11 protein-coding genes and 3 tRNA genes are annotated in these 13,263 nt (G+C 44.2%); 10 read left to right on the plus strand and 4 right to left on the minus strand.

Annotated features, from left to right (window positions below; genetic code table 11):
* The first annotated feature begins 32 nt into the window (after positions 1–32).
* The 3 genes from pgaB to pgaD are packed head-to-tail and all read left to right on the plus strand — an operon-like array spanning position 33 to position 3,750.
* Positions 33–2,030: a poly-beta-1,6-N-acetyl-D-glucosamine N-deacetylase PgaB gene (gene pgaB, locus ACINWC323_RS11845; RefSeq protein WP_009511351.1), complete on the plus strand. Its 1,998-nt coding sequence runs from the start codon at positions 33–35 to the stop codon at positions 2,028–2,030.
* Between the two features lie 13 nt (positions 2,031–2,043).
* Positions 2,044–3,300 (plus strand): poly-beta-1,6-N-acetyl-D-glucosamine synthase, encoded by a 1,257-nt coding sequence (gene pgaC, locus ACINWC323_RS11840; protein ID WP_032881336.1) that lies wholly within the window; start codon positions 2,044–2,046, stop codon positions 3,298–3,300.
* Between the two features lie 33 nt (positions 3,301–3,333).
* On the plus strand, positions 3,334–3,750 hold the full coding sequence (gene pgaD, locus ACINWC323_RS11835; protein WP_005231841.1) for a poly-beta-1,6-N-acetyl-D-glucosamine biosynthesis protein PgaD: 417 nt from the start codon (positions 3,334–3,336) through the stop codon (positions 3,748–3,750).
* Between the two features lie 130 nt (positions 3,751–3,880).
* Here the strand turns inward: pgaD and ACINWC323_RS11830 are convergent.
* Positions 3,881–3,966: transfer RNA gene (locus tag ACINWC323_RS11830), tRNA-Leu, on the minus strand.
* A gap of 212 nt (positions 3,967–4,178) precedes the next feature.
* Between ACINWC323_RS11830 and ACINWC323_RS11825 the strand changes: the two genes are divergently transcribed.
* A complete protein-coding gene (locus ACINWC323_RS11825) occupies positions 4,179–5,972 on the plus strand; it encodes an alkaline phosphatase D family protein (RefSeq protein WP_032881337.1) in 1,794 nt (597 codons plus the stop codon).
* A gap of 124 nt (positions 5,973–6,096) precedes the next feature.
* Here ACINWC323_RS11825 and ACINWC323_RS11820 read toward each other — a convergent pair.
* Both ACINWC323_RS11820 and ACINWC323_RS11815 read right to left on the minus strand, forming a co-directional pair.
* Positions 6,097–6,182 (minus strand) — tRNA-Leu (locus tag ACINWC323_RS11820).
* Between the two features lie 8 nt (positions 6,183–6,190).
* Positions 6,191–6,264: transfer RNA gene (locus ACINWC323_RS11815), tRNA-Cys, on the minus strand.
* Between the two features lie 152 nt (positions 6,265–6,416).
* On the opposite strand from ACINWC323_RS11815, the gene folD reads away from it, so the two are divergent.
* The 3 genes from folD to ACINWC323_RS11800 all read left to right on the plus strand — a co-directional run bounded on the left by folD (position 6,417) and on the right by ACINWC323_RS11800 (position 8,405).
* On the plus strand, positions 6,417–7,265 hold the full coding sequence (gene folD, locus ACINWC323_RS11810) for a bifunctional methylenetetrahydrofolate dehydrogenase/methenyltetrahydrofolate cyclohydrolase FolD (RefSeq protein ID WP_005231839.1): 849 nt from the start codon (positions 6,417–6,419) through the stop codon (positions 7,263–7,265).
* 48 nt (positions 7,266–7,313) lie between these two features.
* Entirely contained in the window at positions 7,314–7,982 is a 669-nt protein-coding gene (locus ACINWC323_RS11805) for a class I SAM-dependent methyltransferase (RefSeq protein ID WP_005288333.1), read from the plus strand.
* A 141-nt stretch (positions 7,983–8,123) separates the two neighbouring features.
* Complete coding sequence (locus ACINWC323_RS11800) at positions 8,124–8,405, plus strand: GNAT family N-acetyltransferase (protein ID WP_009510920.1); 282 nt, start codon at positions 8,124–8,126, stop codon at positions 8,403–8,405.
* 54 nt (positions 8,406–8,459) lie between these two features.
* Here ACINWC323_RS11800 and ACINWC323_RS11795 read toward each other — a convergent pair whose 3' ends face one another.
* Positions 8,460–8,882: a hypothetical protein gene (locus tag ACINWC323_RS11795; protein ID WP_009511110.1), complete on the minus strand. Its 423-nt coding sequence runs from the start codon at positions 8,880–8,882 to the stop codon at positions 8,460–8,462.
* 260 nt (positions 8,883–9,142) lie between these two features.
* On the opposite strand from ACINWC323_RS11795, the gene glpK reads away from it, so the two are divergent.
* The 3 genes from glpK (at position 9,143) to glpD (ending at position 13,248) form a co-directional block, all read left to right on the plus strand.
* Positions 9,143–10,657, plus strand: a complete 1,515-nt coding sequence (glpK, locus tag ACINWC323_RS11790; RefSeq protein WP_005231833.1) for a glycerol kinase GlpK — start codon at positions 9,143–9,145, stop codon at positions 10,655–10,657.
* 51 nt (positions 10,658–10,708) lie between these two features.
* A complete protein-coding gene (locus tag ACINWC323_RS11785) occupies positions 10,709–11,467 on the plus strand; it encodes a DeoR family transcriptional regulator (RefSeq protein ID WP_005231831.1) in 759 nt (252 codons plus the stop codon).
* A gap of 260 nt (positions 11,468–11,727) precedes the next feature.
* Positions 11,728–13,248, plus strand: coding sequence for a glycerol-3-phosphate dehydrogenase (gene glpD, locus ACINWC323_RS11780; protein WP_009511399.1), 1,521 nt, complete (start codon positions 11,728–11,730; stop codon positions 13,246–13,248).
* Positions 13,249–13,263: the final 15 nt, after the last annotated feature.

Here is a 13,263-nt window from a genome sequence, read left to right on the forward strand (position 1 = left end):
CAGCACATTTCTAATCTTGAGACGATATCTCTATGACCACACGTTTCGTGTCTCCGACCTTAAATATAGTTTTAGGTCTTGTGTTTGGCGTGGTTGCCAGCACCACTACGTTTGCTGCAAAACCAAAAATTGATGCAACCACCTTAACCGTCATTGGCTATCATGAAATCACAGACAGGAAAGATGCGCTGATTCCTAGCTATTCGGTGACGGCACAACAGTTCAGTGAACATATCGACTGGCTCAAGAAGAATGGCTATCACTTTATCAATGTTGATCAGTTGATCAAGGCACATCAGGGCAAGTATCGACTGCCGGCAAAACCGGTGTTGTTAACGGTGGATGATGGTTATCAATCTTTCTACCAAAATGCCTACCCGATTATTCGTGCTAAAAAAATCCCGGTGGTGCTGGCAGTGGTGGGGTCATGGCTAGAACCTAAGGCGGGCCAGAAGGTGGACTTTGGCGGTGAGGAAATTGCACGCAATAAAATCTTGAGCTGGGAAGAGCTGAAAGATATGCAAAATAGTGGTCTGGTGGAAATTGCCAGCCATAGTTACCATTTACATCAAGGTATTAATGCCAATCCTCAAGGCAATCTGGAGCCTGCCGCGATTGCACGCATTTATGATCCAAAAAGCAAAAGCTATGAAAGTGATGCAACTTATCAGGCACGTGTTTTTGGAGACCTGAAAAAGAATAATGAGCTATTAAAAGCCCATGGTCTCCGTTCACCGCGTGTCATGGTCTGGCCCTATGGGCGCTATAACATGCAACTGGTACAAGCCGCGAAGCAGCTCGGTATGCCGATTACCATCACGCTGGACGATGGGGCAGATCATGCCAAGCAATCCTTACAGAATATGAGTCGTATCCTGATTCAGGGCAGTATGTCGACCAGTGCACTGGCGCAAGAAATTAAAAACCGTGAACTGAACCTGAACGACAATAATCGTCCGCAAAAAATCATGCATGTGGATCTGGACTATATTTATGATCCGGATGAGAAGCAGCAAGAACGTAATCTGGATCATCTGATTGATCGTATTAATGGCATGGGCGTCAATACCGTCTATTTACAAGCCTTCTCTGATCCGGATGCCAACGGCTCAGCGGATATGGTGTATTTCCCGAACCGTCATATTCCAATGCGCGCCGATTTATTTAATCGGGTGGCTTGGCAAATCCAGACCCGCACCCCTGTACAGCGTCTCTATGCATGGATGCCATTACTGGCTTGGGAACTGCCTAAAACCGATCCGGTATCCAAAGATCTTGTGGAAACGCAGCAGGCAAAAGCAGGCGAGCATTTGAATATGGGCTATATCCGTCTCAGCCCATTCTCGCCAGAAGCACGTCAAACCATTAAGGAAATTTATCAGGATCTGGCAAAATCGACGCCGTTTGATGGTCTGTTGTTCCATGACGATGTGACCTTGTCGGACTATGAAGATGCGAGCCCCGAGGCTTTGGCTGCTTATGCTAAGCAAGGTCTGCCGACCGACTTGGCAAAGATTCGTGATAATGACGCTGATTTGCAAAAATGGACAGCCTATAAGACACGCTATTTAGATGATTTCGCAATTGAACTGGCAGGAGAGGTGCGTCAATATCAACCTTTCTTAGTGACTGCGCGTAATTTATATGCACAGGTGGCGTTAAATCCTTATGCGGAAAACTGGTATGCCCAGTCGTTGGAGCAATCACTGAATCGTTATGACTTTACCGCGATTATGGCCATGCCTTATATGGAGCAATCTGAGAATCCGGAAAAGTTCTACAGTGATATTTTAAATCGCGTGAAAAAATATCCAAATGGTGTGAAAAAGACCGTAATGGAGCTACAGGCCATTAACTGGCGCAATAATGAAAAAGTGCCTTCCGAGGAAATGTCAGCGACCATTAAGTCTCTATATGAGCAGGGCGCGATGCATATTGCCTATTATCCTGACGATCCGATCAAAGGGCATCCAGATGTAGAAACAATGCATAAGGCTTTTAGTCTAAAATCATCTCAATTAGTACCATAGTCGAGTAATGTAGATGAGTTGGCTTGCTTTATTGTGGTCATATGCCATTAAATTTGTTTTTTACTATCCCTTGTTCATGTCGTATTTGTGGATGGTCGGGGCAATTATTTTCTACTGGAAAGAGCGTCAGGATCCGCCTTATCAGCAACCTGCTGCTTTACCTGAGTATCCAAAAGTTGCGGTTTTGGTTCCCTGCTTTAATGAAGGGGACAATGCTGAAGAAACCATTAGCCATGCACTGAAGCTGGACTATCCTAACTTTGAAGTGATTGCGATTAATGACGGCAGTTCTGACAATACTGGTGAAGTACTGGATCGCTTGGCGACCCAGTACGACAAATTACGTGTGGTGCATTTAGCGCAAAATCAGGGTAAGGCCATGGGACTGCAAGCAGGTAGCCTGATGACCGATGCTGAATTCCTGATCGGGATTGATGGCGATGCCTTGCTCGATCCGCATGCCGCTACATGGATGATACGACATTTTCTGGAAGATCCAACAGTTGCAGCGGTAACAGGCAATCCACGAATCCGTACCCGTTCGACCTTGCTTGGACGGATTCAGGTGGGCGAGTTTTCTTCAATTGTCGGCATGATCAAGCGTGCCCAGCGTACTTTTGGCCGTTTATTTACCGTATCCGGGGTGATTACCGCCTTTCGTAAAAGTGCGGTGCATCAGGTGGGCTACTGGTCACCGAACATGCTGACCGAAGATATTGATATTACTTGGAAACTGCAACGTGCCGGTTGGGATGTGCGTTTTGAGCCGAATGCGTTGGTGTGGATTTTAATGCCTGAAACCTTAAACGGGTTGTGGAAGCAGCGCTTGCGTTGGGCGATGGGCGGGGCACAGGTGCTGGTCAAGAATATCGATGTCTTCCTGAAACCAAAATTAAATTTTTTATGGCCGTTGATGTTTGAGCTGTGTTTGACACTCGTTTGGTCATATTTGATGCTTATTATGGCGGTGATCTGGTTATTGCATTTCGTGCTTGCGATACCGGCACTGGCAGTGGTCAGCTCTCCATTTTTACCATATGGCAGTGGAATTTTATTGGGGGCCACCTGTCTAATTCAGTTTGCTTTAAGCAAATGGATGGATAGTCGTTATGAGCCAAACTTAGGGAAAAATTATTATTGGATGATTTGGTACCCGTTTGTGTTTTGGTTAATCACGATTACTGCTACAATCGTCGCCTTTCCAAAGGTCCTGTTGCGTAATGATGAAAAGCGTGCCCGTTGGATTAGCCCAGATCGTGGAATTCGTTGAATCGCAAAGATTCATTTTGCTGAGTAACAAGCAATGAAAGCAGACAGTTTGATTATTGATATACGTCGCCAGCTCCCATGGCATAAACGTTATTTTTCGACCACCACCACCGCAATGATGTGGGCAGTCTGGTTGTTATTATGGCGTCCCTTTATTTTGGTCTGGGTCTTGATTGAATTACAAAAGGCCCATATTGCCCAGCGTTTGATGTCGGCATTGAGTGACGGCATTGAGCATGGTGTCACGGCCCTGTTTATGTGTGCAGTAGCTTTATTGCTTTGGGGACTGTTACCGGCCAAGCGTGTGCATCAAAAACATGTAGTGGAAAAAACACTGCCTGATTATGCACGTTATTTTGAGCTACCTGAGCAAGAAATTCAGGCAGGGCGTCAGCAGAAGGTCAGTATCGTACATCATGATGAGAATGGTAAAATTATTCGGGTGGAATAATCTTTGCTGTTTTAGAGTGAATGCCTGAGTCTTTTCTCGGGCATTTTTATTTTATCTTTATAAATTTCAGGCATAAAAAAACCAGCTTACGCTGGATCTTTATTTGCACCATCTTTCATTAGCTGAAAAATGGTGCCCGAGGCCAGACTCGAACTGGCACGCTTTGTGGGCGGGGGATTTTAAATCCCCTGTGTCTACCGATTTCACCACTCGGGCATGTGCGCAATAATAGAGGACACTTTAAAACTTGGCAAGAGTAAAACTCACTATTTGCTTTTTTTTCAAGCGATTCAGAAGTTTGTCTGATGAAAATTAAGCAGTGTCATATAAGCTTCATGATTCTTTCATCAAACTGAGATTAAAGCTTCATGTTGGCGAATTAACTTTACTCATTTATTTAAACCAATAAAAGTAAGGTAGCTATCCAAATAACAGCAAAAATTTCACGGCGGGAACTCATTCAAAAAAGTCTATTCGGTTTCGGGGCGTTGTCTTTAACTGCGGGGTTGACGGGCTGTAACGACAGCTCAGATCAAGAGACAGCAACATTGCAAGTGAATTTTGAACATGGGGTTGCCAGTGGTGATCCATTGCAGGATCGCGTGATCTTGTGGACACGTTTGACGCCAAGCGAGAGTAGTGCGCGTCTGCAAGTGACCTGGGAAATCGCTTTAGATCAGCAATTCAAGCAAATCATTAAAACCGATAAAGTCATGACAACGGCAGCCTATGATTTTACCGTAAAGGTCGATGCCACAGGTTTAAAAGCAGATCAAAGCTATTTCTACCGTTTTATCTTCGGCGATAAGGTTTCACCTATCGGTCAAACCAAGACTTTGCCCAGCAGTGCGACAAAAGTCAGTTTTGCGGTATGTTCATGTTCTTATTATCCGGTGGGCTATTTCTATGTATATCGTGAAATGGCCAAACAAAATGTCGATGTGGTGATTCATCTGGGCGATTATATTTATGAATATGGTGCAGATGGTTATGCAAAAGATGAAGCTGTTCGTAAACTTGAAGCAGATAATAATACGGAAATTATCAAATTAAATGATTATCGCAAGCGTTATGCGCTGTATCGTAAAGATAAAGACTTGCAGGCATTGCATCAGCGTCATCCATTTATTGTCGTCTGGGATGACCATGAGTTAGCCAATGATGCATGGCGGGAAGGAGCGGAAAATCATACTGAAGAAACTGCACAAGCGAAGAATGAAGGTAAGTTTTTAGAAAGAAAGTTGGCAGCTCTACAGGCTTATTTTGAATGGATGCCGATTCGTCCAGTGGATGAGCAACATACCAAGATTTATCGCCAGTTTGACTTTGGCGGGCTGGTGAATTTGATGATGCTGGATGCCCGCATTATTGCGCGTGACGAACAGTTGAACTATGCCAACTATATGACAGCGAATGGTTTGGATATTGCAAAATTTCAGACGGATTGGATCAATCCAACACGTACTTTAATGGGGGAAACTCAGCGTGAGTGGCTATTGGGGAGTAAAGAGAAAAATATAGTAGGTGTCTTGCAAAGCTCAACTGCAACTTGGGATGTTTTAGGTCAACAGATTCTGATGACTAAAATGCTGGTTCCAGCAGAGTTACTGTTTGCGTTGGCAGAAATTACTTCGGGACATCCGAGTGATGAAACTTTGGAAAAAATGAATGCACAGATTGCTGAGCTGATTACGTTGAAAATCCGTTTGCAGAAAGGCGATCCTAGTTTAACAGCACAAGAAAAAGCGCGTGTTTTGACAGTTGCACCTTACAACCTAGATGCATGGGATGGTTATTTTGCTGAGCGTGAGATTGTGTATGCAGCTGTGGCACAATTAAAGAAAAAAGTAGTGGTGTTAGCAGGGGATACCCATAATGCATGGTCATCGAACTTATACAGTAAAGATGGTGTCTTTGTTGGGGTGGAGTTGGCGACCAGTTCGGTATCTTCACCTGGTTTGGAAAAATATTTAGATATTCCATTGGCGCAGCTACAACAGTTTGAATTTGCCTTCACCACCTTGATTGATGAGCTGAATTACTGCAACTTAAATCAAAGAGGTTATTTGGTCGTGCAATTTGATGCTGTGCAGGTTCAATCACAATGGATTTATCTGGATTCAATCAAAAAGTCTGACTATGCGGTTGATCAGAGCCGTGGCTATCAGTTAACGCTGGATAAAAACTTAGTCACAGTCAAAACAGGGCAGCAAGTGGCTTAAGTTTCAAGTGTGGTGGGGAGCCAAGTCAATGTACTTGGCTTTTTTATGATATTCCAAATTTCAGACATAAAAAAACCAGCTTACGCTGGATTTTTATCTGCACCATGTTTCATTAGCTGAAAAATGGTGCCCGAGGCCAGACTCGAACTGGCACGCTTTGTGGGCGGGGGATTTTAAATCCCCTGTGTCTACCGATTTCACCACTCGGGCTTTACCAATGGAGGCGGAGGTCGGAATCGAACCGGCGTACACGGAGTTGCAGTCCGCTGCATGACCACTCTGCCACCCCGCCATCTCTTGGTGATGCACATATTAGCAATCTTTTAAAAAAAAACAATAGTGTTTATCGCGAATATGCACATAAAAACAACATCTAAAAGAATATTGCTCAAATTATCATGTATTATTTACCCAATTCATTCATACCCACTTTGGAGATGTGCTGTGGCATTGGTTTTAGACGGTCGTGCATTAGCAAAACAGATTGAAACGGATTTGTTGGTACGTGTAGAAGCATTAAAAGCAAAATCGGGACGTACCCCAATCTTGGCCACCATTCTGGTTGGCGATGATGGTGCATCTGCAACTTATGTGCGTATGAAGGGTAATGCCTGCCGCCGTGTCGGGATGGATTCGCTTAAGGTTGAGCTTCCTAAAGAAACCACAACTGAACAGCTTTTGGCTGAAATTGAAAAATTAAATGCCAATCCTGATGTGCATGGCATCCTGTTGCAACATCCTGTGCCTGAACAAATTGATGAAAGAGCATGTTTTGATGCGATTTCACTGGCAAAAGATGTGGATGGGGTGACTTGTTTAGGTTTTGGTCGTATGGCGATGGGCGAAGCCGCTTATGGTTCAGCGACTCCAGCGGGTATCATGACCATTTTGCAAGAAAACAAGATTGAAATCGCAGGTAAGCATGCAGTTGTTGTCGGCCGTTCTGCTATTTTGGGTAAACCGATGGCGATGATGCTCTTACAAGCCAATGCGACTGTGACGATTTGCCACTCTCGTACTCAAAACTTAGCGGAACTGGTGAAACAGGCCGATATTATTGTAGGTGCAGTGGGTAAAGCTGAACTGATCCAAAAAGACTGGATCAAGCAAGGCGCAGTTGTGGTGGATGCCGGTTTCCATCCACGTGATGGTGGCGGTGTAGGTGATATCCAGTTGGTGGGTATTGAAGAGATTGCTTCAGCTTATACCCCAGTGCCGGGTGGCGTGGGTCCGATGACGATTACCACCTTGATTCGTCAAACTGTAGAAGCTGCTGAAAAAGCATTAGGATAAGCATTGATAACCCCTCGCCAAGAGGGGTTTTTTTAGAACTAAATCTATATGAGTTGTACATTTCAATTTGCCAAGGCGCCTGAGCAATTGCTGAAGGCATTGCATGAGGTCATTCCAAACACCGACTTGCTGGCACAACAGTTACCTGAAACGCCGATTTCACTGTGGTTGATTCCTCCGGTATTTCCAACCGACCGTTTAGATGATGAAGTGATTCGACGCATCTGGAATGAAACACCGTACTGGATTTTTTGCTGGGCGTCCGGTCTGGCCATGGCGCAATGGTTATTGGCAGAGCCGCATCATGTTAAAGATAAAGTGGTGCTGGACTTTGGTGCTGGATCGGGTGTAGTTGCCATTGCAGCAAAAATGGCGGGTGCGAAGCGGGTGATTTGCTGTGATATTGATCCGGTCAGTCTGGCATCATGTCGTGAGAATGCATTATTGAATGATGTGGAACTGGAATATCTGGATGATTTGTATCAGTCCGGGCAAGTCGACGTATTGTTAGCTGCAGATGTGCTCTACGATCAATGTAATCGTTTCTTTCTGGATGAGTTCCTGAAGTTTGCCCCTGAAGTGTGGGTGGCAGATAGTCGGGTCAAGAACTTTAGTCATCCGCAATATCTAAAAATTGACGAGCGCAGTGCCACTACCTGGCCAGATCTGGACGAATCAAAAGAATTCCGTAATGTGAGCTTTTATCGAACCAAATAACATCAGGCAGGTTCAGGATGAGCTTATCGGATGGTTAAATATAAAATCTTAACACAGCACGCCCCAAGCCCATGTTAAAACATAGAAGATCAGTAATGACGTTGTAAGATGGCATTAAATAGAACATAAATGGAGCATCCTATGGGAATTGAACACGTTGATGATGGGAAACACGGCGCTTTTAAGTTGTTCGAAGGCGAGCAACTGGCAGGTGAAATGGCATATACCTGGGCGGGAGACGGTATGCTCATTATTGACCATACAGATGTCGATGATCAATTTCGTGGGCAAGGTGTAGGGCATAAGCTGTTAAAGGAGTTAATTGCCTTTGTGCGTGAACGTCAGGTGAAAGTCATTCCTTTATGTCCGTTTGCAAAATCGGTGTTTGATAAAGATCTCTCGATTCATGACGTTTTAAAATAATAAAAAGGATATCTCCAGTGCCGGGGATATCCTTTGTTTAAATAATCGGCCTGATTAAGAACAGTTGTAACGTACCACTTTTAAGGTAGCAGGACGGGCTTCAAGCGCCTGACGAGTAGCATAACCTTCGCTATTGTTGAAATCTGGCGAGTTTGATAGGCCAAAAGTTGCGCGACTGTTACCGAGCTTGACGCCATATTGTTCTTGTTGGGTCGGATTCATAATTTCATTGACGCTAAGCACTGAAATTTTGTAGTTTTTTTCTGCACCTAAGACCTGTTTGCAGGCATGTTGTAACTTTTTCTCATCAATATCACGATTGCTATGTGCTGCCAGTGTGTAGGCAATCGTTGCCGAAGTCGTTGTTTTATTTTCAATTTGGTAGCCAGTCACACCATTATATTGATGTGGACTGCTTTGACAGGCTGCAATAAGAAGAGTACCGCTTACAAGAAAGAATAAATTCGTTTTTTTCATATCAATGGTCCTGTTATTTCTGCTTTTAGTATCGCATAAAAACAGTTTTTTATTGTGAGTTATCTTTAAAACATGGGCTATTCATCGTTTTTATGTTCAAAGTTAAAGAAAGAATTTTCGTTTTCGAACAATTTTGCATATAATCTGCCAAGTTTTTTATTTAATACAGAAGTCATTGCTTTTTTGCAGTATTGTAGCCCGTTTTTTAACGGGCATTTAATTTATTGCACTATACACAAGCAAGTCTGGATAGGTATGTCATGATCTCTACAGATAGTCAAAAAAAATACGTGGTTGCATTTGACCAAGGTACAACGAGTTCCCGTGCAATCGTATTGGATCACGATGCGAATGTCATCAGTATTGCTCAGCGTGAATTTACGCAAATTTACCCACAACCAGGTTGGGTTGAGCATGATCCTATGGAAATCTGGGCGACGCAAAGCGCAGTATGGGTTGAAGCTTTAGCGCAGGCGAGTATCTCAAGTGATCAGATTGCGGCGATCGGGATTACCAACCAACGTGAAACGACGGTGATCTGGGATAAGCAGACAGGTAAACCTATCTACAACGCAATTGTATGGCAAAGTCGTCAAAGCAATGAGATTTGTAACCAGCTTCGTCAGGATGGCTGGCAAGACTACGTGCGTAAAGTGACGGGTCTGGTGATTGATCCATATTTCTCGGCCACAAAAATCAAGTGGATTCTTGACCGTGTGGAAGGCAGCCGTGAACGCGCAAAGCGTGGTGAATTGCTGTTTGGTACGATTGATACCTGGTTGTTGTGGAAACTGACCAATGGTCAGGCTCATGTCACTGACTATACCAATGCATCACGCACCATGTTATTCAACATTGAAACACTGGAATGGGATGACAAACTGCTAGAAGCTTTGGATATTCCAAAAGCGATGTTGCCAGAAGTGCGCAGTTCTTCAGAAGTTTATGGTTATACCCACACCATTAGCGGTCAGGAAATTGGAATTCCAATTGCCGGAATTGCAGGTGATCAACAGGCAGCCTTGTTTGGTCAAATGTGTGTAGAAGTCGGACAGGCAAAAAATACCTATGGTACTGGCTGTTTCTTGCTGATGAATACCGGCAAACGTATGGTTCAGTCAGATCATGGTCTGCTAACGACGATTGCGTGTGGTCCGCGTGGAGAAGTGAACTATGCACTGGAAGGTGCAGTGTTTAATGGTGGTTCATGTGTACAGTGGTTACGTGACGAACTGAAAGCCATTAATGACTCCCATGATTCTGAATACTATGCCACCAAAGTTAAAGACAGTAATGGCGTCTACGTGGTGCCTGCATTCACTGGCCTGGGTGCACCGTATTGGGACCCGACTGCACGTGGTGCAATCATGGGCATTACCCGTGGTGTCAGCATTGAACATATTATCCGTGCCACACTCGAGTCGATTGCCTATCAAACCCGTGATGTACTGGATGCCATGCAACAGGATTCAGGCGAAAAGTTACGGACCTTACGTGTGGATGGTGGTGTTACTGCCAATAACTTCCTGATGCAGTTCCAGGCCGACATCATGGGGACTTCGGTAGAACGTCCAGCCATGAAAGAAACCACGGGGATGGGTGCTGCATTCTTGGCAGGTTTGGCGGTCGGTTTCTGGTCTGACCTGAACGAATTAAAGAGTAGAATGACCATCGAAAATACCTTTACCCCGGAGTGTGGTCAGGAAGTGACTGAAAAACTGTACAAAGGTTGGTTAAAAGCGGTCGGACGTACTCGTGATTGGGCGGAAGATTAAGTTAAAATAACCCGATTGAGTAACACCTAAAACAATACAGGATGGATGAGCATGAGCTTGATATTGCGCCAACAGAAAACCCTCGAATTAGTGAGAGAACGTGGCTATATCAGTATTGAAGAGCTTGCTCAGCATTTTGATGTGACGCCGCAAACCATTCGCCGTGATATTAATCAATTGGCGGATGAGGGGTTGTTGCGTCGTTACCATGGTGGTGCAGCGCATGATTCAAGTGTGGAAAACACTGAATATACCATGCGTGTCGGGCATATGCTGGAAGAAAAAAGAACCATTGCAGCGGCTGTCGCTGCAGCCGTTCCGGATCATGCTTCATTATTCATTAATATCGGGACCACAACCGAAGCAATTGCGCACGCATTGTTGAACCATACCGGTTTGCGGATTATTACCAACAACCTCAATGTTGCGAAAATTCTCAGTACCAAAGAAGACTTTGAAGTTCTGATTGCCAGTGGTCGTGTCCGTCCGGATGGTGGGGTGATTGGTCAGGCGACTGCGGACTTCTTTAAACAGTTCAAAGCGGATTATGCACTGGTCGGGATTAGTGGTATTGAAGAAGATGGGACTTTGCTGGATTTCGATTTTCAGGAAGTTTGCGTTTCGCAAGAAATCGTTTCCAGCGCACGTCAGGTTTTTCTTGCTGCCGATAGTAGTAAGTTTGGCCGTAATGCCATGATTCGTCTGGGTTCACTCAAGCAGGTGGATTGTATTTTTACCGATCAGCAACCGAATGAGGCTTTTATGAAAACCATTCAGGAACTGGATGTCGGTTTGATTATCGCTAAATAAATCTTCATTTTAGAAAAATTGTTACTTTTCTTGAGCCAAAGGCTTTTGGCTCGAGATCACTTGATTAAAATAATCCTGATTCTCTTATAAACAATAGCTTTCCGTAATTTTTATCTTTGCATTGTCTTGCTTTTCATTTTTGACCATTTATCTAAAAATGTCTATAAATTGGCATTTTTTAGGCTAATATTTATTGTTTATTTTCATTTAACATGTTTAAATGTTCGTAATTGAATAATAATGAACATTTGCGGTGATTTATGCAAACTTCTCCTCAGTCAAATGACAAAATTTATGATCTTGCCGTGATTGGTGGTGGTATCAATGGTGTTGGTATCGCAGCTGATGCATCAGGTCGTGGTTTGTCGGTGTTCTTGTGCGAAAAAGATGATTTGGCCAGCCATACATCTTCTGCAAGTAGTAAGCTGATTCATGGTGGTCTGCGCTACCTTGAGCATAAGGAGTTTCGCTTGGTGCGTGAAGCATTGGCTGAACGTGAGGTATTGTTAGCTAAAGCGCCGCATATTATCCGTCCAATGCGTTTTATCATGCCGCATCGTCCGCATTTGCGTCCGGCCTGGTTAATCCGTACCGGTTTGTTCTTTTATGACCATCTGGGCAAACGCGAAAAATTATTGGGTTCAAATAATGTCTACTTTAAGGAAGACAGTCCGCTAAATGCTGCGATTACCCGTGGTTTTGAGTATTCGGATTGTGCAGTCGATGACGCTCGTCTGGTGGTGTTAAATGCCATGCATGCACGTGAAAAGGGTGCTGATATTGTGACCCGTACCCGTTGTTTATCTGCACAACGTGAAGGTCAGTACTGGGTGGTTGATCTGGAAAATGAACAAGGTCAATTCCAGATCAAAGCCAAGGCTTTGGTGAATGCTGCTGGCCCTTGGGTTGCACAATTCATTAAGCAGGATTTACAGCTTAAATCACCATACGGTATCCGTCTGATTCAGGGCAGCCACATCATTGTGCCGAAGCTGTATGAAGGCGACAAAGCATTTATTATGCAAAATGATGACCGTCGTATCGTGTTTGCAATTCCGTATCTGGACCAATACACCATGATTGGAACCACAGACCGTGAGTACCAGGGTGATCCTGCACAGGTGAAAATTACCCAGGAAGAAACGGATTATCTGATTAAAGTGAGCAATGCACACTTTAAAAATCAGTTAACGCAAGCCGATATCGTGTCGACTTTTGCGGGTGTGCGTCCATTGTGTGATGATGAGTCGGATAATCCGTCTGCCATTACCCGTGACTATACCTTAGCACTATCTAAAGAATCGGCTGAGCAGGCACCGCTACTTTCAGTGTTTGGCGGTAAATTAACCACTTACCGTAAGTTGGCAGAGTCTGCCATGCAACAGTTAAAACCATTCTTCCCGGACATGAAGGGAAGCTGGACGGCAACTGAAGCCTTACCGGGTGGTGAAAATATGGAGTCGGCTGAACAGTTGGCAAAAGAAATTCGTGCACAAATGACAGATGCTTCTGAAGCTTTAGCAAAACGTTGGGCATCTGCATACGGTTCGCGCATCTGGAATATTGTGGGTGAAGCCACTTCAATCGAGCAGCTTGGACAGCATTTTGGTCAAGGCCTGTATGCACAAGAAGTTGACTACTTATGTGCTGTTGAGTGGGCGAGCAATAGTCAGGATGTGTTATGGAGACGCTCTAAATTGGGTCTGAACTTTGCACAAAGCGAAATTGAAAGTTTAGATGCCTATCTGGCAACTAAACCACATCACACTGTTGCTGCTTAAGTCTTTTTCATAAAA

This window comes from Acinetobacter sp. WC-323 (assembly GCF_000314615.1).
GTDB lineage: Bacteria > Pseudomonadota > Gammaproteobacteria > Pseudomonadales > Moraxellaceae > Acinetobacter > Acinetobacter courvalinii.

Bases quoted from the DNA above. Each gene is read 5' to 3' on its own strand.
- pgaD (WP_005231841.1), top strand. From the start codon at position 3,334: ATGAAAGCAGACAGTTTGATTATTGATATACGTCGCCAGCTCCCATGG.
- ACINWC323_RS11795 (WP_009511110.1), bottom strand. From the start codon at position 8,882: ATGAAAAAAACGAATTTATTCTTTCTTGTAAGCGGTACTCTTCTTATT.
- ACINWC323_RS11805 (WP_005288333.1), top strand. From the start codon at position 7,314: ATGAGTTGTACATTTCAATTTGCCAAGGCGCCTGAGCAATTGCTGAAG.
- glpK (WP_005231833.1), top strand. From the start codon at position 9,143: ATGATCTCTACAGATAGTCAAAAAAAATACGTGGTTGCATTTGACCAA.
- ACINWC323_RS11800 (WP_009510920.1), top strand. From the start codon at position 8,124: ATGGGAATTGAACACGTTGATGATGGGAAACACGGCGCTTTTAAGTTG.
- glpD (WP_009511399.1), top strand. From the start codon at position 11,728: ATGCAAACTTCTCCTCAGTCAAATGACAAAATTTATGATCTTGCCGTG.
- ACINWC323_RS11785 (WP_005231831.1), top strand. From the start codon at position 10,709: ATGAGCTTGATATTGCGCCAACAGAAAACCCTCGAATTAGTGAGAGAA.
- pgaC (WP_032881336.1), top strand. From the start codon at position 2,044: ATGAGTTGGCTTGCTTTATTGTGGTCATATGCCATTAAATTTGTTTTT.
- pgaB (WP_009511351.1), top strand. From the start codon at position 33: ATGACCACACGTTTCGTGTCTCCGACCTTAAATATAGTTTTAGGTCTT.